The sequence below is a fragment of the Halodesulfovibrio spirochaetisodalis genome, assembly GCF_001672295.1.
In the GTDB taxonomy this organism is placed as follows: Bacteria; Desulfobacterota; Desulfovibrionia; order Desulfovibrionales; family Desulfovibrionaceae; genus Halodesulfovibrio; species Halodesulfovibrio spirochaetisodalis.
On the sequence record NZ_JXMS01000004.1, the window covers coordinates 87,127 to 104,822 of the forward strand.

Annotated in this window: 16 protein-coding genes; 8 read left to right on the forward strand and 8 right to left on the reverse strand. The window is 47.6% G+C overall.

Annotation, left to right across the window (positions count from 1 at the left end):
- Positions 1-6: 6 nt before the first annotated feature.
- The 7 genes from glyQ to SP90_RS03545 all read right to left on the reverse strand — a co-directional run bounded on the left by glyQ (position 7) and on the right by SP90_RS03545 (position 8,885).
- Positions 7-888 (reverse strand): glycine--tRNA ligase subunit alpha, encoded by an 882-nt coding sequence (gene glyQ / locus SP90_RS03515; protein WP_066852642.1) that lies wholly within the window; start codon positions 886-888, stop codon positions 7-9.
- Positions 889-956: 68 nt separating this feature from the next.
- Positions 957-1,694: a DNA repair protein RecO gene (gene recO / locus SP90_RS03520; protein ID WP_066852644.1), complete on the reverse strand. Its 738-nt coding sequence runs from the start codon at positions 1,692-1,694 to the stop codon at positions 957-959.
- A 5-nt stretch (positions 1,695-1,699) separates the two neighbouring features.
- The gene (locus SP90_RS03525) at positions 1,700-2,662 is read right to left on the reverse strand and encodes a helix-turn-helix domain-containing protein (protein ID WP_066852646.1); all 963 of its coding nucleotides are present in this window, start codon (positions 2,660-2,662) and stop codon (positions 1,700-1,702) included.
- 12 nt (positions 2,663-2,674) lie between these two features.
- A complete protein-coding gene (locus SP90_RS03530) occupies positions 2,675-3,607 on the reverse strand; it encodes a peptidyl-prolyl cis-trans isomerase (protein WP_066852648.1) in 933 nt (310 codons plus the stop codon).
- Positions 3,608-3,782: 175 nt separating this feature from the next.
- Entirely contained in the window at positions 3,783-4,811 is a 1,029-nt protein-coding gene (locus tag SP90_RS03535; RefSeq protein WP_197498754.1) for a peptidylprolyl isomerase, read from the reverse strand.
- 10 nt (positions 4,812-4,821) lie between these two features.
- On the reverse strand, positions 4,822-8,283 hold the full coding sequence (gene mfd / locus SP90_RS03540) for a transcription-repair coupling factor (RefSeq protein WP_066852654.1): 3,462 nt from the start codon (positions 8,281-8,283) through the stop codon (positions 4,822-4,824).
- A gap of 125 nt (positions 8,284-8,408) precedes the next feature.
- Positions 8,409-8,885, reverse strand: coding sequence for a chemotaxis protein CheW (locus SP90_RS03545; RefSeq protein ID WP_066852656.1), 477 nt, complete (start codon positions 8,883-8,885; stop codon positions 8,409-8,411).
- Between the two features lie 201 nt (positions 8,886-9,086).
- Here SP90_RS03545 and SP90_RS03550 point away from each other — a divergent pair, with 201 nt between their 5' ends.
- Positions 9,087-9,314: a hypothetical protein gene (locus SP90_RS03550; RefSeq protein ID WP_066852659.1), complete on the forward strand. Its 228-nt coding sequence runs from the start codon at positions 9,087-9,089 to the stop codon at positions 9,312-9,314.
- 112 nt (positions 9,315-9,426) lie between these two features.
- On the opposite strand, the gene SP90_RS03555 is transcribed toward SP90_RS03550, so the two are convergent.
- Positions 9,427-10,758 carry a UDP-glucose dehydrogenase family protein gene (locus SP90_RS03555; protein ID WP_066852662.1) on the reverse strand — a complete coding sequence of 444 codons (1,332 nt, stop codon included), beginning with the start codon at positions 10,756-10,758 and terminating at the stop codon, positions 9,427-9,429.
- A 370-nt stretch (positions 10,759-11,128) separates the two neighbouring features.
- On the opposite strand from SP90_RS03555, the gene SP90_RS03560 reads away from it, so the two are divergent.
- Genes SP90_RS03560 through cimA form a run of 7 tightly spaced genes read left to right on the forward strand, consistent with a single transcriptional unit; the run spans position 11,129 to position 17,696 of the window.
- A complete protein-coding gene (locus SP90_RS03560) occupies positions 11,129-11,854 on the forward strand; it encodes a pyridoxine 5'-phosphate synthase (RefSeq protein WP_066852665.1) in 726 nt (241 codons plus the stop codon).
- A 21-nt stretch (positions 11,855-11,875) separates the two neighbouring features.
- Positions 11,876-12,250, forward strand: coding sequence for a holo-[acyl-carrier-protein] synthase (locus tag SP90_RS03565; RefSeq protein WP_066852667.1), 375 nt, complete (start codon positions 11,876-11,878; stop codon positions 12,248-12,250).
- A 25-nt stretch (positions 12,251-12,275) separates the two neighbouring features.
- Positions 12,276-13,841 carry a bifunctional ADP-dependent NAD(P)H-hydrate dehydratase/NAD(P)H-hydrate epimerase gene (locus tag SP90_RS03570; protein WP_066852670.1) on the forward strand — a complete coding sequence of 522 codons (1,566 nt, stop codon included), beginning with the start codon at positions 12,276-12,278 and terminating at the stop codon, positions 13,839-13,841.
- Complete coding sequence (locus SP90_RS03575) at positions 13,820-14,287, forward strand: CBS domain-containing protein (protein ID WP_066852672.1); 468 nt, start codon at positions 13,820-13,822, stop codon at positions 14,285-14,287. Before SP90_RS03570 ends, SP90_RS03575 begins: the two co-directional genes overlap by 22 nt.
- 8 nt (positions 14,288-14,295) lie before the next feature.
- Positions 14,296-14,787: a tRNA (adenosine(37)-N6)-threonylcarbamoyltransferase complex ATPase subunit type 1 TsaE gene (gene tsaE, locus SP90_RS03580; RefSeq protein ID WP_066852675.1), complete on the forward strand. Its 492-nt coding sequence runs from the start codon at positions 14,296-14,298 to the stop codon at positions 14,785-14,787.
- 58 nt (positions 14,788-14,845) lie between these two features.
- Positions 14,846-16,060, forward strand: coding sequence for an aspartate kinase (locus SP90_RS03585; RefSeq protein ID WP_066852678.1), 1,215 nt, complete (start codon positions 14,846-14,848; stop codon positions 16,058-16,060).
- 16 nt (positions 16,061-16,076) lie between these two features.
- Positions 16,077-17,696, forward strand: coding sequence for a citramalate synthase (gene cimA, locus SP90_RS03590; protein ID WP_066852852.1), 1,620 nt, complete (start codon positions 16,077-16,079; stop codon positions 17,694-17,696).

The following is a 17,696-nucleotide window of genomic DNA, read 5'->3' on the forward strand; positions in this document are numbered from 1 at the left end:
TATAGACTAATCGTTAGTATTTGCAGGCATCAACGGGAAACCAAGCTCTTCACGCTGCTGTGCGTACAAACGGGCAACAGCAGAAGCAAGAGCACGTACACGGCCGATGTAGCCGGTACGCTCCGTGATGGAAATCGCACCGCGAGCATCAAGCATGTTGAACGTATGAGAACATTTCAAACAATAGTCGTATGCTGGGAGCGGCAGTCCTGCGTCACAAAGCTGCTGACATTCTTTTTCAAACATGTTGAAAAGATCCAGAAGCATTTTCGGATCACTGTGTTCGAAGTTGTACTTGGACATCTCAACTTCGTTCTGATGATACACCTGACCGTAGGTTACGGTATCGTTGTACATAAGATCGTACACAGATTCTTTTTCCTGCAGGTACATGCAGATACGCTCAAGGCCGTAGGTAATTTCTACGCTGGTAGGGTGCAGATCAATACCACCAACCTGCTGGAAGTACGTAAACTGTGTAACTTCCATACCATTCAGCCACACTTCCCAGCCAAGTCCCCATGCACCAAGAGTCGGAGACTCCCAGTCATCTTCAACAAAGCGGATATCGTGTGCAGCAGGATCAATACCCAGCGCACGCAAGCTGTCGAGATACATTTCCTGAATATTGTCAGGAGAAGGCTTCAAAATAGCTTGAAACTGGAAATAGTGCTGCAGACGGTTCGGGTTTTCACCGTAACGGCCGTCGGTCGGGCGACGGGAAGGTTCAACGTAAGCCGCCTTCCATGGTTCCGGACCGATAACACGCAAAAACGTTGCGGGGTTAAACGTACCGGCACCACACTCGATGTCGAACGGCTGCTGCAATACACAGCCCTGTTTGGACCAGAAGTCCTGCAGGGTGAGGATAACGTCTTGGAAGTTCATGTTGTTCCCCTGAATACTATATTCTCTACACGGCATATGCCGAGTTGTTGTGGTAGCGTTATGTCGCGCTAAACGCGCCTAAACATTCCGTTTTCCCAGGAAAGACCTATATGATATTGGATAAAGCCGTCAATAACTCTTGATAGCTCCTTACGAGCCTTCACAGAAAGGTTCAACTCAGTCCAACGAAGCGGAGAATTTTCCTGCACAAATCGCAAAGCGTCAAGAGATTCCTTACTTAATCTGAACCTTGGGCCTTGCGTGAACGCACATGCGGAACAAGTCAGCACCCCTTCTTGAACATGAAAAACCGGATATTTCAACTCATTGGAGCAAGTCTGACACATATGTAGTTCTGGATTATACCCTTGGTCAAATGCAAAGCGTGCACGAAAGAAAATAGGCCAAAGCTTATCCAGCGTCTCTGATTCATTCAATAACTTCAGCATATCAGAGAAAAGACTGTATGCGGCAGGTGCGCCTTCAAAAGAAATACCCATGGCTTCCATAAATTTCTGACAGTTGACAGCAAGCCCAAGCCGTTCATAGTTGCCACGAAGCATATCGGGCGAATCCATGAGGGTGCCCTCTTCCAAAGAAAAATATGTAGCGAGCTTACTGCCTTTCACGCGGAATAACACACGGTTCAAATGATCAAGACAACCGCAAAAACGCCTTCTGCTCCGGCAACCACCAAAAGCGAACGCGTTCATTATTCCTCGTGTAGGAGACAAAAAGCGGACCCATAGGTCCGCTTCTTTAAATCTTCCAATACGGAGAATTATAACTTTTTCCGTAAATTCCATCAGAACTATGAGCCGGTAATATGTACTGTTCGTACTTTACCGTCTGTACCATTAAATGGATATGGTACTCCGTCAAGAGTGAGTGAAATACCGCCAGAGTTCCCTAAACGCAGCGCAAGGTTATTCGGGAAAGAAACTGTGTGACCTTCCCCATCACGCAATAAAAACTCTTTGCGAGGGAATCCGTCACCTGTTGCTTCAATCCAGCAATCAGCAGTTGCCTGAATGCGCAGTAAGTGCATTGGGCCTGCTGGAGCCTTTTCGGCAACCTGCTCTGCCTGTTTCTTCTCTGCCACATCAGCAGGAGCAACAACAGGTGTCTTTGCTACTGGTTTTGGCGCAGGAGCTGGCTTCGCTTTTGCTACCGCCGGTTTTGGAGTAACTTTAGCTGCTTTTTTTGGTGCTTCTGCTACAACTTTCGGCTCAGGCTTTGCTTCCTTTTCTACCTGTGCAGGGGCTTCTTTAACTGCCGGCGCAGGTGTAACTGCTTCTGCTTTTTCAACCGGCTCTACCGGCTCAGCTTTTTCAGGAGCGGCAGGCTTAGGCTGTACAGGCACTTCAACGGTTGCGTCATCGCTGCTTAAATCAGCAGAGCTGGATTGAACAAAGAAGTATCCGGCAACAGCAAGAGCTATCACAAGCACGATAATAACAATCAGCTTTCCAGAAATCCCTTTACGTTCCCGACGGGAAACAACCGGCTCAGCAACTTCTTCCTCAAGTTCTTCTTTATATGCAACGTCTACCATTGCACCAAGCTCTTCAGGATCAAGTCCTACAACCATTGCATAACTTTTAACAAAGCCTTTCACGTATACTGCATGAGGCAGTTCTGATTTAGTACCTGATTCTATAAATGCAATTGTGCGCGGTGCCAATTTAATGCGTTCGGAAAGATCTTGAATAGTTAAACCTTTCCTTTCACGTTCCTCACGCAACAGGGTTCCGAGCTCAAGCATTTCAGACATCTGTACCTCCACTTACAGCCGAACGTCTACGACGGCATTATTACGCAGTTTATCAGCGTATTCTTTAAAACTCGCTTCAAGACGCGGTGCTCTCAGCTTCGCTTCAATTTCCTGCGTCACATCTTCAAGTGAGCGCAGTGAGCCTTTAGTCTTACTATGCAACTTGATCAGCGCCTTATTAGACCCAAGTGCCAAAACTTGAGAAACAGAGCCTGACTTCATATCGCCCACTGCAGCCATCATCTGTGGTGAAACATCTTTTACGTCCAGCTCGCCAAGGTAGCCACCCTGTTCCTTGCCAGGACCCACAGAATATTCCTGCACTGCTTCTTCAAATGAAATCCTGCCAGCAGAAAGTTCGCTTCGAACTGAACCCGCATCGGCATCGGGGCCGAAAACAAGCAGGCTTACTTCTACTTTTCCATCTGCGGCAAACTCTGCCTTATGTTCATTATAGAATCGCTCAACTTCTTCTTTTGTGATCACAACCTTACGGCCGACCATCAGCCCAAGAAGACGCTGACGAATAATAGACGCCCGAATACGTTCTTTCACAGAATCAACAGTCAGACCCTCTTTCTCAATCTGCTCTCTGGCTTTGTCGAGAGTCATCCCACGCTGCTGAGCCACTTTACGTAACTCATTTTCAATCTCGGCTTCCTCAACGGTAATGCCGCGACGTTCAGCGTCCTGTAAAAAAAGTTTTTCTTCGACTACTTTCTCAAGAACAGCACTCAGAATAGATTTTACTTTGGGACTGTCAGCATACTTTGAGCCATACACTCCGGCTTTTTTAAGTTCCGGCACTGCAAGCTGCTTCAAATCATATAGTGTTACAATTTCACCATTCACCACCGCGGCAATCTTGTTAATCAGTTGCTCAGCATGTGCTGGTGCTGCAAGCATTACAATCGCTGCCAGCGCAATTAAAAATCTGGAGGCCATATTCTTCTCCCGATAGAGGTGATAAACATCTGCACACCACAGCTCCCCTTGTGATGCGCGAGTTCTTACTTCTTGGGTCTGTATTACCTTTTAGGCAATTATGCAATCATGAGAGAATACAAGATCCCTATCTGTAAAAAAAATTTATACAGCATTTTTGCATTTCTTTTCAACCCTATGGATCAGAGTTCTTACCGACCTCTGACTCAGGTTCCCTGTAAGGCTCCTCTATCGCTTCCTCCTGCTTCGGCGCTGAGTTAGACAGCATCTGCTCATTATTTTTTTCATATATCTTTTCGGACAACAGCGGCGTAACTTCAATTTTTGCTGAAGCAATTTGTTCTTCAAGCCATGTAATGAAGGCACCATTTAATTTTTGCTCAATCAAAATCCGCTCAATAACCGAGTACGCCTGAGACGGCCCGAGAATTTTTTCAGGAATAGCGGCAAGCAGCACAAGCTGTTCGTAACCATAAGCAGTTGTACTAATATTGCTGCTATGTTTCGGCCTTAAGCGTTGCAATGCTGAAGCCCACTGATGTGGCAATCTGTCCTTCTTCAACTTCATTTCACGTACAGTAATTTCAGAAGGCAATGTTTCTGCCACTGTTTTCCAATCGTCAGCTTTTTCAAATAATGATGATGCGCGCAGCACAGCCTTTCGATCTGTTCCCCGCACCAGCAAAACATGAATACGCTCCGGAATGTAAAACTCTGACAAATTTTCTTTATAGTATCGTTCTGCCTCTTGATAGGTCAGTGAAACTTTCGGACGGAGCACGTCATTAAAAAAGAGTCGCATCTCAAGGTGCCGTTTCAGAAAAAGTCGCCATACTGCAATATCAATATATTCTTCAGTCAGCGTACGTTCAAACAGATCGTCAGGATAGTCCGCTCTAATTGCCGCCTCTTCTTTTTCCAAATCTTCAGCAGAGACACTCAGGCCTTCTTCTTGCAGTGCTGCCCCGACAAGCTTGTAGATGATGAGTTCTGAAAGCACATTGCCGTACTCTGCACTCATAGACTCAACAGAAGGAACAACTCCGGAAACCCATCCAATGTTATTCAAATCATAACGGGCTTCCAGTTCTTTCAAATAAATAGGAGTGCCATTAACACGGGCAACAACACCCTTTTCTTCCGGATGCTGTGTACAACCGGCAACAACCATTACAAGCACCAGCAATAAGATGATTCGACGCATTCGATACCTTTTACGCAGTAATAAGAGGTTCAAGTTCTTTTTTAAGTTTAGCAAGACGTGTACGCAAATCATCTGTTCCTTTCAAGCGCAGTTCTAACGTCGCAGGAGGTGTCAGCTTTGCTCTGTCTGTATTATCGTTAACCCATCCAACAAGCAGTGCCGGAGAAATAACATCCGCATTCTCTGCCCATGTAAGGCGTACTTTATCACGTAAAATATCCGCACGCTCAACCTGAATTTCCATGAGGAAGCGTTTAAACTCAAGCACACCAAGAAAACTGACTAATTCTGGCGGTAACGCGCCAAACCGGTCACGAATTTCAAGTTCAACATCCTGCATATGGACAGCGTCAGTTGCAGATGAAAGTGCCTTGTAGAATTTCAACCGCTCTTTTCCGTCTGGAATATATGATTCAGGAATATGTGCATTGATACCGATATTAATTTCAGTCTCAACAACCACATCTTCCTTCTCACCCTTCAGCCGCTTCACTTCGGCTTCAAGCATCTCCAGATACATATCCAGACCGACACGTGCCATCTGACCGGACTGGGCTTCTCCTAAAATATTACCGGCACCGCGAAGGCGTAAATCTTCCATTGCTACCCTGAAACCGGCACCAAGGTAATCGAGTTCAAGGATAATGCGCAGACGCTTACGCGCAGGAGCTGGAAGCTTATCCAGATTATTCACAACAAACACAGCATGCGCCTGTCTGTCTGATCGCCCTACGCGACCGCGCAACTGGTACAACTGCCCGAGCCCGAACATTTGAGCCTGATCGACAATAAGCGTGTTTGCACGCGGAAAGTCCAAACCGGACTCAACAATGGAAGTACACACAAGAACGTCCAGCTCACCATGCCAGAATTTATGCATGGTTTCTTCCAGACTCTTTTCAGTCATTCTTCCGTGAGCCATCCCAATGCGGGCATCAGGCACCAGCTCGCGAACATACTCAGCCACACGCTCAAGACCTTCAACCCGATTGTATACCCAGAACACCTGCCCTTCACGGGCAAGCTCGCGCTCCAGCACACCTTTCAATTCCAATGCTTCACGTTCAATAAGAGCAGTCTGTACCGGCTTGCGTCCCACAGGGGCAGTTTCGATAACAGACAACTCACGCACACCGGACATAGACAATTGCAATGTCCTCGGAATTGGCGTTGCTGTCAGGGTTAATACGTCAACATTACGTTTCAGTTTCTTAAGCTTTTCTTTATGACGAACACCGAAACGTTGTTCTTCATCAAGAACAAGAAGACTCAAATTCGGCAAATCAACATCATCTGATAAAAGACGATGCGTCCCGATTAAAATATCTATCTGTCCACGAGCCGCAGCAGAAAGCACTTCCTTTTGACGAGTACGCGTAACAAAGCGACTGAGCAACCCGATGTGCACAGGGAAACGGGAAAGACGACTCTTGAATGTCTGGTAATGCTGTTCTGCAAGCACTGTTGTCGGGCACAGCAGCGCAACCTGTTTGCCTTCACACGCTGCTCGGAACGCTGCACGGATAGCAACTTCTGTCTTACCGAACCCTACGTCGCCACAAACAAGTCTGTCCATAGGCTCCGGCTTCAGCATATCATCAAGAACATCCTGAATTGCTCTTGCCTGATCTGGAGTTTCCTCAAACCCGAACGATGCTTCAAACTCACGGTACAGTTCATTGACAGGGCCATAGGTAAAGCCTTTTGCCACTCTGCGCCATGCGTACATTTCCATAATGTCGTGAGCGACTTTTTCAATGGCCTTACGTGCCTTGGACTTACTCGCTTGCCACGCCGAACCGCCAAGCTTATCCAAAGGCGGGGTCGCGCCATCCGGTCCTTTGAAAAGCTGAATAAGAGAAAGGCGATCCACCGGAAGATACAGCTTGTCCTCGCCGGCATACTGAAGCAGCAGAAAATCGTTGGAAACATCTCCAAGGTCAAGACGATGCAGCCCGCCAAAAGTTGCAATACCGTAATCTCTGTGAACCAAATGTGCGCCGACTTTAAGATCGTCATAATCTTTAAGTCCGGAAAAAGCTCCAGAACGGGTACGGGGCTGGCGTTCCACTTTTGGCTGTAAAACATCTTCGCCCAGCAGGAGAACATTATCCCACTCAAGCTCAATGCCACGCCGAAAAGAAGAAACAAGAGCAAACAATCCCCGTTCCCTCGGCGCATAGCACATATGCGGCATTAAGCCGTCCTGTTCAGCAAGCGTCAAAAACTTCGTACGACTCCGGTCAGTTGCAAAACTAAGTATGACCTGCCGCTTTTCTTTCATCCACTCGCGTAGCTTAGCCACGAGTGTATGCCACGGGCGCTCTGCATCTTCCGGCTTCTGAAAAATATCTTGAAACGCGCCATAACTGCGCTCCTGCAATGATGCACCTTGCAGCTCCACACCCATTTTTAATTCTTCAAAATGAAGCCTTCGGAACTGCTGCCACACATCCCCTGCTGCGTCTGCAGAGCGTAATACACAATTTGCAGGCTGCCGCACTCCATACGCTTCTGCCTGTTCATCTAAAAACGAAATCCATGAACGCTCCGATTCTTTAAGCGCTTCACGCATTCCCCCTTCTGAAGGGAGCACATACACAGCATTTTTCGGAAGCCAGCTTTCCAGAAAGCTGGCATTATTATAGAAACACCCCGGCAAAAAAGTGTAATCACCATTTTCAGCAGCATGCTGTAGCGCAGATGCCTGGCCGTTAGCCAGTACACCTTTTGCTTCAAGTTGTTTCCACCATACAGAGGCTTGCGCAATATTTGAATCGCTCAACACAACAGGTGCTGCCGGAAGCAGCACAAGTTCCTGAATGTTACCGCGGGAACGTTGAGAGGTAGGCTCGAACAGACGAATTTCTTCCAGAATATCCCCGAAGAATTCCATACGCACAGGCAGGGTAAAACCGGGACAGAAGATATCCAGGATGTCACCACGCAGGGCGATTTCTCCGGGCTGTGTCACCAGAGGTACACGAGTGTATCCCCACTCCACAGCCTGTTCGATAATAAGATCCGGCCCTGTTTCATCACCGATTACGAGTAACAGTTCGTTATGAGAAAAAATATCTACAGGAGGCAGGGCAGGAAGGAAGTTATCTATGGAAAGCAGTACGCCTTGAGAAGAACGCTTCAGGCCGAGACCGTAAAGACTTGCCATGCGTGTTGCCCAACGGGACTTTCCGTAGGAACCTGCAGGATGCTGTGGAACAGTAATCCACTCGTCATCCCACTGTGGTGTCACCAGAGGAGCTGCGCCTCTGGAACAGTTGGGAGTAAAAAGGCGCAGCAGGCCATTAAGCTCTGCAAATTCCTTGGCATCACGTGCAATAACAACTACGTGTTCGCCTCTATCCCGTAATGTTCGTGCCAAACGTGCCTGACTTGCAGGTCCGCTTCGCGCCACATGAACAACAGCATCTTTTTCGTTTTGAATTTTTCTGACAATTTCAGAAAACAGCACTCGTCACTGCTCCAGATTTATATAAACTAAAAAAGCCGCCAGACCTAAAAGGCAGGCGGCTTTTGCTTTTTACCAGAGGCAATCATTCTGAGGTGCCATATAGAAACACAACCTCATGAACAAAACTACATCTGTCCAAGCACATCAAGATCGTCATTAGAAAGCAGACGATCAAGGTCAAGTAAAATAAGCAGACGATCCTGCAGCTTACCAACACCACTGATGTACTCAGATTCCATACCTGCAACAACAGCCGGAGGCGGTTCCACCGTGCTAGCTGGAATACGCAGCACTTCTGACACGGAATCAACCACAAACCCGACGATCATGTTGTTAATCTCGATTACAATGATTCGGGTGTGTTTGTCATGCTCTTTGGAGCTAAGCCCAAAACGTCTTCTGAGGTCAATGATAGGAATAACTTTACCGCGCAGGTTAATTACCCCTTCCACAAAATTCGGAGCTTTCGGCACTTTAGTGATTTCCATAGTACGGATAATTTCCTGTACCTTAAGAATATCAACACCAAATTCTTCTTCACCTATACTAAAGGTGACAAGTTGCATCAGCTCGTCATCCTGCTTCTTCTGAGGTTCATTCATACAGAACAACTCCTTGCTTCCCGTGCAGCGCTATGCGGGAAAAATTTAGTAAATCGACATATACCTGTTCTCACAATCCAAAGCAACTACGGGGTGATACCTACAGCTATAAAAGCGGTTGTAAAAACACAGAGTGTTGGATAGTATAACCTCGCTCAAAAGCAATTGTATGCAACGCTATCCGCGAGGAGTACCAAATTGATGGCGAACATCTTACCTTTCCCTGAAGAAACGCCGCTTGCCACGCAGATTAAATCGCTTGGCGACGAGGAACTTCTTGATTTCTGGGAAGAAACACAATTTCTTGAGCGCTTTCTTAAAGAAGGCGCCCCTGTGCCGAATCAAAACTCCATGCAATATGAAAAATTGATTCTACAGGAACTTCAGCTGAGATCATGCAGGCGCTGTGCTGCTACTGCTCAACCATAAAAGATTTTTCCTGAAGAAAAACCCTGCCGTTGAATGCTCATCGGCAGGGTTTTTCTTTTCTTAAGGCATAATGACAACGGCATTATAAATGCCGCCATGTTGCAAGGTGTTATTAAGATTTGCGACCAACGCAGAAGTAGGCAAAGCCTTTTTCTGCCATAGCTGCAGCATTGTACAGGTTGCGGCCGTCAAAGAGGATAGGAGCTGTAAGCGACTCTTTTACACGATCAAAGTCCGGTGTGCGGAACTGGTGCCACTCAGTGACAACCATCAGAGCCTGGGCACCTTCCAGTGCTTCATACTGCTCGTCCACAATTTCCACCAGATCGTTGTCTGCAAATCGATCTTTTACTTTTTCACCTGCAACAGGGTCAAACGCACGTACGCGCATACCCTTTGAGGTGAGCTCTTCAATGATGGTCAGCGCTGCTGCTTCACGGGTATCATCTGTGTTTGCTTTAAACGCAATACCCCATAACGCCAGAGTCTTTCCTTCTACACCGCCCTGAGGCTCAAAGTACTCTACAAGGCGCTCTGCCATACGTTTTTTCTGGCGCTTGTTCACATTATCGACCGCTTCAAGCAACTCAGGAGTATATTCATACTGATGTGCTGTGTGGATGAGTGCTTTTACGTCTTTAGGGAAGCAGGAGCCACCGTAGCCAACGCCCGGATAGATAAACTCATATCCGATACGATGGTCAGAGCCAATGCCTGTGCGTACATCACGTACATCAGCACCAACGCGCTCACAAATGTTCGCCACTTCGTTGATAAAGGAAATTTTAGTAGCGAGCATGCAGTTTGCTGCATATTTGGTCATCTCTGCACTACGCACACCCATGACAATCAGCTTTTCACGGCTGCGGGCAAACGGTGCATACAATTCGCCAAGAACTGCTGCTGCATTTTCATCTTCAGTGCCGACAATAACGCGGTCAGGCTTCATAAAGTCATTTACCGCATCACCCTCTTTCAAAAATTCCGGGTTGGAAACAACTGTGAAGTCAATAGATACACCGCGTTTATCAAGCTCTTCCTGAACAAGAGAAGTAACAAAATCTGCAGTTCCTACAGGTACTGTAGATTTATCAACAATAATTTTCGGGGTAGTCATCACGGCACCGATTTCACGGGCAACCTGCTCAACATAACAAAGGTCACATGAGCCATCATCGCTGGAAGGAGTACCAACGGTGATGAAAACCACATCGCATTTTTCAATGCCTTCTTTCAGGCTGGTTGTGAAAGTAAGACGCTTTTCTGCGTAGTTGCGCTGAACAAGCTCTTCAAGACCAGGTTCCCAAATGTGAACCTGTCCGTTGGAAAGCATTTCAACAACTGCAGGATTAACATCAACACAAGTAATTGCGTTTCCCATTTCTGCGAAACATGCAGCGCTTACCAAGCCAACATAGCCAGTACCAACAATACAAACGTTCATAAACGAACTCCAGTTCATCTCGTATAGAGATGTCAGATTTCATGTAAATATGGACACCCTCTTTACTGAGTTGTACCTGAACAGTCAATTATGTGCAGGAAAGAATTATACTGCATATACTTCTAAGTAGTTGCTTACGCTGCACTCAAGGGGGTCTTATCAACTTAAAAGCCCTGCATCACACGACTGCGTTGACTTTTATATTGTACGCTTTCACAAGTTTTCAATCGGTTCACGTACACTTTGTGCATGAAATTTATTGTAAAAGAGTGTATAAAGCCTGTAGTGCCGGAAAAACTATGTTTTCTTTGCCCACGACTTTCTATAAAGTGACCAGACACATATGGGTTTACTGACTTGAGGAGAATATATGCCCGTTTTAGTAGTTAATGTTGATCACGTTGCCACACTCAGACAGCAACGATTTGGTATTGAGCCGGAACCGATTACTGCTGCACACATGGCAGAACTTGCCGGAGCCCGTGGCATTATCATGCATCTTCGTGAAGACCGCCGTCACATTCAGGATCGCGATGTCGAGCTGGTATCACAGTGCCTGAACACCCGCTTCCACTTTGAAATGGCTGCAACTGAAGAGATGAAAGAAATTGCGCTTCGTATAAATCCGTACATGATCTGTCTTGTACCGGAAAAACGTGAAGAGCTCACAACAGAAGGCGGCCTTGCAGTTGCCGGTCGTGAAGACGTTCTGCGTGAATACCTTGCACCGTTCCACGCAGCAGGCATCAAATCAAGCCTCTTTATTGAAGCTGATGAAAAGCAGATTGACGCTTCCCATGCCTGTGGCGCTGAATACATCGAACTGCACACCGGACACTTTGCAGACGCAAAAACTCCGGAAAAAATGCAGCTTGAGCGTGACAAAATTATCAAAGGTGTAGCATACGCTAAACGCCTCGGCCTTAAGGTTAACCTTGGCCACGGCCTGAACTACACCAACGTATACGAATTTGCGAACGTGCCGGGTATCTCTGAGTACTCCATCGGCCATTCCATCGTATCCCGCGCTGTGCTTGTCGGTATGGATCGCGCAGTACGTGAAATGAAAGACATCATCAGCACCTTTGCTGAGTAATATACTTTGCGGAGCAGTCAGGTGATTGTCGGACTTGGTATTGATACAACCGAACTGGATCGCATCCAGAAATCGTTTGAACGACACGGAGAGCGGTTCACATCGCGCATTTTGCATCCTAATGAACAAAGTACATTGCCCAAGCACCCTGTGGCATACCTTGCAGCCCGTTTCGCTGCCAAGGAAGCTGCGGTTAAAGCGCTTGGTACTGGATTTACTCAGGGCATTCAGTTTCAGGATATTGAAATCCGCTCTGAGCCTTCAGGAAAACCTGTGCTTATACTGCATAACAAAGCAGCTGAGGCTGCCGATGCATTATCCGCGACACAATACCACGTCAGCTTAACCCACGGCAGAGATACTGCTTCTGCTGTTGTTATACTGGAGTCGTTATAGTCACTATCGCGAAAGCGGAGGCTCAATGGCATACATTCCCCTGCCCACACCGGCAGAGATGAACAGCTGGGATACTCAGGCAATCACTACCTTCGGTATCCGCGAAGAAATTCTTATGGAAAACGCCAGCCGGGAAGCATTACATGTGCTTCTCCGGCTGACGGGTTCTGTTGCAGGCAAACGAGTGCTCGCGTTTATGGGCAGCGGTAACAATGGTGGAGATGCCGCAGCTGTGGCAAGACACCTGCATAATCTTGGAGCCAAGGTTCTTCTTCTCCATACCAAGCCTGTGCGGGAGTACCGCAAGACAACCGGCTACCACTTCAAGCTCGCCAGAACCATGGGGACGCCTCACACACGACTTACCGCAGAGAATGCTGCACGCCTTTTACAAGGAGAGCAGCCGGACATCATCATCGATGGCCTTCTCGGTACTGGCATGCGCGGTACCCTTTCTTCCGACAAAGCAACTCTTATTGAACACATCAATAGGCTGGGAAAAACTGCTTTTGTCTTTGCTCTGGATATCCCTTCCGGCCTGCACGGACGCCTTGGAACAGCTGACCCCATAGCGGTCCAGGCAGACGCCACCGTTACATTTGAAGCCGCAAAGTGCGGCCTTATGATGCCTGAAGCTTCAACATGGACAGGCGATCTGCACGTACGTCCCATCGGCATACCTGCACAAGTACGTGATTCACACCCCTCATCATGCGTAGGTATTACAGAGCATATACTTGAACTGCGCAGCCCGTCTTTCAGTACCATGCATAAGGGCTCTGCAGGGAAAATTCTCATTATCGGCGGTTCAAAGGGCCTCACAGGCGCACCGCATCTTGCATCTCTTGGAGCCATGCGTTCCGGCGCAGGATATACAACGGTTGCTTCCCCTGCGCTACTGACGCAAGAAATCAAAGCAGGACAACCGGAAATATTAACGGTTGCTCTCGGTGACGCAGACACATGGCCTACCAAGATTCCGAATTCGCTTAAAGACGCTATCCACCATGCAGACAGCCTCGTTATCGGCCCCGGAATGGGACGCTCAGCTGAAGCTGCATCACTTCTGCACAAACTAATAGAACTGCATCGTCCACCTACAGTATTTGACGCTGATGCTCTCTATCATCTTGCTGAAGATAAAAATCTTTTACAATTACTCTCCGACAGTGACATTCTCACCCCGCATCCGGGTGAAATGGCCAGACTCTGTCAAACAACAATCAGTGAAATTCAGGCAGACAGACTCTCTTCCGCCGGATTGCTTGCTGACACATTTGCAGGTGTTCTCATTCTTAAAGGTGCCGCAAGTTGCATCGCACAGAAAGGTTACGCAACAGCCATATCCCCTTTCTGCACCCCTGCACTTGCCGTTGCCGGTTCCGGAGATGTACTTTCCGGAATTTTAGGAACCCACCTAGCACATGGAATTCCGGCACGAGACGCAGCCTGCCTTGGAGTTTATGAACACGGGCTTGCCGGCGAATTTTTAGAACGGGAATATCCCGCCAGAGGCAACCTGCCTCAAGAAATCGCCCATGCTTTGCCAAAAGCCGTAAGGGAGTATCTATGCTCAACGCCTACGATCTGATGACAAAGACCCCAGAGACTATTGCACCGGACGACGACATTGTAACCGCAGCACGCATAATGCTCGACAAGCGTTACAACGGGCTACCGGTAGTTGAATCTGACGGTACGCTGGTCGGCATAATTTGCCAGAGCGACCTCATTAATCAGCATAAACGACTCAATATTCCATCATTATTTACGGTGCTGGATGGCATTATCCCGCTGCGTTCCGGCTCAGACATGGATGCAGAAATGCGAAAAATTTCTGCAAGTAAAGTTGCAGAGGCAATGACTCCGGCTCCCACGTCGGTAACTGAGGAAACCCCTATTGACGAAATTGCCACCCTTATGGTGGATAACAAGTACCACTCACTGCCAGTTGTCAAAAATGGCAAATTAGTGGGAATTGTAGGCAAAGAGGATATATTACGCACACTCCTGCCAAAGGAAGAACCCAAAGAGTAACTAAAACTGTGCTTCTTTATTTAAAAAACGCAGAAGAGACAGAACTTCTCGGAAAATATATTGCACAGGCTCTCGTATCTACAGAACCTGTGCAAACTTTATTGTTTAAAGGTACACTTGGCTCCGGCAAGACAACTCTTGTCCGCTCGCTCGTACAGCACCTCCCCGGTGGTGATGAGGCTGAAGTAAGCAGTCCAAGTTTTAACGTATACAACCTGTACCCGACCACACCGGAAACCGCCCATTACGACCTCTACAGGCTGGCTGGCGGTGGCGTTGATGAGTCCTTCCATGAACTGCTTGATGAAGAGCAGACCCTCATGCTTGTTGAGTGGGCTGAAAATCTTCCTGAGCACGAATACCCGAAAGAATGGTTGCAATTCAGTTGGATTCCATGCGAAGAAGGACGACAAATTGACATTTTGGTAAAAGGGGCAGGAGCTACCCGAGTATTCGAGGCATTAAAACCACTTGTGACCTCGATGCTAGTAGCACCATAGTTATTACGTAGATTCAATCTACCATTCTCATTCTCTTTCTAACGACAAAGGAATCAGTATGCGTATTCTGGTTCAGAAGTTCGGCGGAACTTCGGTTGCCAATTTAGAGTGCATGAAAAAAGTACGTGAAAAAGTTCTTGCCGCTCGTGCCAAGGGATTCAAAGTAGTGGTTGTACTTTCTGCAATGTCAGGAGAAACCAACCGCCTGCTTGGCCTTGCCAAAGAATGGTCCACGTCTCCGGATCCGGCTGAAATTGATGTTCTTGTTTCAACCGGTGAACAGGTTTCCGTGGCTCTCTTTTCCATGCTTATGAAAGATGCCGGAGTAAATTCTCGTTCTCTGCTTGGGTATCAGGTTCCTGTGAGCACAGATTGTGATCACGGTAACGCACGTATTCTCGGAATCAATCAGGACAAACTTCAAGCATTGCTTGAAGAACATGATGTTCTTGCAGTTGCCGGCTTCCAGGGCTGCACTGATGAAGCTCGTGTAACAACACTCGGCCGCGGCGGCTCAGATACTTCCGCTGTGGCATTTGCTGCCGCACTAGGCTGCGAGTGCGAGATATATACAGATGTTGAAGGCGTTTATACGACAGACCCGAACATTGTAAGCACTGCTCGTAAAATGGACCGCGTTTCCTATGATGAAATGCTGGAGATGGCTTCCATGGGAGCCAAAGTTCTGCAGATTCGCTCTGTCGAATTTGCAAAAAAGTATAAAGTACCAGTTCTGGTCCGTTCAACATTTTCAGACGCCCCAGGCACGTTAGTAACTCAGGAGGATTCACGCATGGAAGCCGTTTTAGTTTCAGGTATCGCATATGACAAGGATCAGGCGCGCGTAACGCTGCGTGATGTTCCGGACGTGCCGGGTATCGCTTCCAAATTGTTCGGTCCGCTTGCTGCAGGCGGCGTTGTTGTTGATATGATTGTCCAGAACCCGAGCCGCGAAAATAAGACAGACATGACCTTTACGGTTCCACGCGGCGATCTGGATAAAACTCTTGAGCTGATGGCAGAAATTCAAAAAGAGACAAACGCTGCGGAAGTTCTGCACGATTTACATGTTTGTAAAGTGTCTGCAATCGGCGTTGGTATGCGTAACCATTCCGGTGTTGCTGCACAGGCTTTTGATGCCCTGCGCAGAGAGAACATTAATATTTTAATGATTAGCACCTCAGAAATTAAAATTACCTGCCTTATCGAGGAGAAGTACACGGAGCTCGCAGTAAGAACACTGCACGATGCCTTCGGGCTCGGCAAAGAATAAAAAAGTTGAAAGGGCCATGAAAAAAATTCAGATCTACGACACAAGTTTGCGTGATGGAACTCAATCAGAAGATATCAGCCTTACCAATGACGACAAGCTGAAGATTGCTCATAAGCTTGACGAACTTGGGATAGACTTTATCGAAGGCGGCTGGCCGGGTTCCAACCCGGTTGATATGGCGTTCTTTGATGATATGAAACGCACAACCCTTAAGCATGCAAAAATTGCTGCTTTCGGGAGCACCCATCACCCGGGCTTTACAGCGGAAAACGACCCCAACCTACGTAACCTGCTTAGTTCCGGGGCTGATGTGTGTACAATATTCGGCAAAACGTGGGACATTCACGCCACCGAAGCGCTACGAATTCCGCTCGAGCAAAACCTGAAAATTATTCATGACTCTGTTGCGTTCCTTCGATCAATGGGAAGCGATGTTGTTTTTGATGCCGAACATTTCTTCGACGGTTTCAAGACAAATCGCGAATACGCCCTTGCCGCTATCACCGCTGCGCATGAAGCAGGAGCCCAGACACTCACGCTGTGTGACACCAATGGCGGAACACTGCCGCACGAAGTTACTCAAATTGTGCAGGCTGTAGCAAAGGCACTTCCTGAAGCGCGTATCGGAATCCATGCTCACAATGACTGTGAGCTGGCAGTGGCAAACTCTCTTGCTGCGGTTCGTGCAGGCGCAACCCATATTCAGGGAACCATTAACGGCATCGGTGAACGATGCGGTAATGCGAACCTCTGCTCTATCATCCCGACCCTTGAGTTGAAATTCGACAACGAATACACCACTCTTGGCAGGGATAAGTTGGCACTGTTAACGAGCACATCAGCTTTTGTAACAGATGTCGCCAACATAATGCCATTTGACCGCCAGCCGTTTGTCGGCAGGTCAGCATTTGCGCATAAAGGTGGTGTTCATGCGAGTGCGGTTAACCGAAACTCAGCGCTGTATGAGCATATTGATCCAGAAATTGTAGGCAACAGACAGCGAGTTCTGCTCACAGAACTTGCAGGACGGGCTAACATTGTCAATATGGCTAAAAAATTCGGATTCCATCTGGATAAAGATGAGCCTGTTGTCAAAGGTCTGCTCAATGAATTAAAAAAACGTTCCAGTATGGGCTATGATTACGCAGCAGCAGAGGCATCAGTCGAACTGCTCCTGCTTAAAAAACTGGGACGCCGCGGAGTGCGGGAATTCTTCACGCTCAAACAGTTCCGCGTACTGGAGCTCAAAGAAGCGCAAGATAAAGACCCAATCTCCGAAGCCTCTGTCATTGTTGAAGTTGAAGGAATCACAGAGCATACAGCAGCAACCGGTCGCGGTCCTGTTAACTCTCTGGATAATGCGCTACGTAAAGCGCTCTGCAATTTCTACCCTCGACTTTCTGAAATGAAGCTGCTTGATTTCAAAGTACGAGTGATGACAGCAGAGTCTCCGGAAGGAGGCGGCACAGCATCGTTTGTACGTGTACTTGTTGAATCGGGTGACCACTTGTCGCGCTGGGTGACTGTAGGTGTTTCCTACAACATCATAGAGGCAAGCTGGCAGGCGGTAGCCGACTCCATTACATACAAGCTCTACAAAGATGAACACGAACAGCGTGCTCAGCTGGAGAAATAA

Bases quoted from the DNA above. Each gene is read 5' to 3' on its own strand.
- SP90_RS03555 (WP_066852662.1), bottom strand. From the start codon at position 10,758: ATGAACGTTTGTATTGTTGGTACTGGCTATGTTGGCTTGGTAAGCGCT.
- SP90_RS03545 (WP_066852656.1), bottom strand. From the start codon at position 8,885: ATGAATGAACCTCAGAAGAAGCAGGATGACGAGCTGATGCAACTTGTC.
- SP90_RS03550 (WP_066852659.1), top strand. From the start codon at position 9,087: ATGGCGAACATCTTACCTTTCCCTGAAGAAACGCCGCTTGCCACGCAG.
- recO (WP_066852644.1), bottom strand. From the start codon at position 1,694: ATGGAATTTACGGAAAAAGTTATAATTCTCCGTATTGGAAGATTTAAA.
- SP90_RS03530 (WP_066852648.1), bottom strand. From the start codon at position 3,607: ATGGCCTCCAGATTTTTAATTGCGCTGGCAGCGATTGTAATGCTTGCA.
- SP90_RS03570 (WP_066852670.1), top strand. From the start codon at position 12,276: ATGGCATACATTCCCCTGCCCACACCGGCAGAGATGAACAGCTGGGAT.
- SP90_RS03535 (WP_197498754.1), bottom strand. From the start codon at position 4,811: ATGCGTCGAATCATCTTATTGCTGGTGCTTGTAATGGTTGTTGCCGGT.
- glyQ (WP_066852642.1), bottom strand. From the start codon at position 888: ATGAACTTCCAAGACGTTATCCTCACCCTGCAGGACTTCTGGTCCAAA.
- SP90_RS03525 (WP_066852646.1), bottom strand. From the start codon at position 2,662: ATGTCTGAAATGCTTGAGCTCGGAACCCTGTTGCGTGAGGAACGTGAA.
- SP90_RS03585 (WP_066852678.1), top strand. From the start codon at position 14,846: ATGCGTATTCTGGTTCAGAAGTTCGGCGGAACTTCGGTTGCCAATTTA.
- cimA (WP_066852852.1), top strand. From the start codon at position 16,077: ATGAAAAAAATTCAGATCTACGACACAAGTTTGCGTGATGGAACTCAA.
- SP90_RS03560 (WP_066852665.1), top strand. From the start codon at position 11,129: ATGCCCGTTTTAGTAGTTAATGTTGATCACGTTGCCACACTCAGACAG.
- SP90_RS03575 (WP_066852672.1), top strand. From the start codon at position 13,820: ATGCTCAACGCCTACGATCTGATGACAAAGACCCCAGAGACTATTGCA.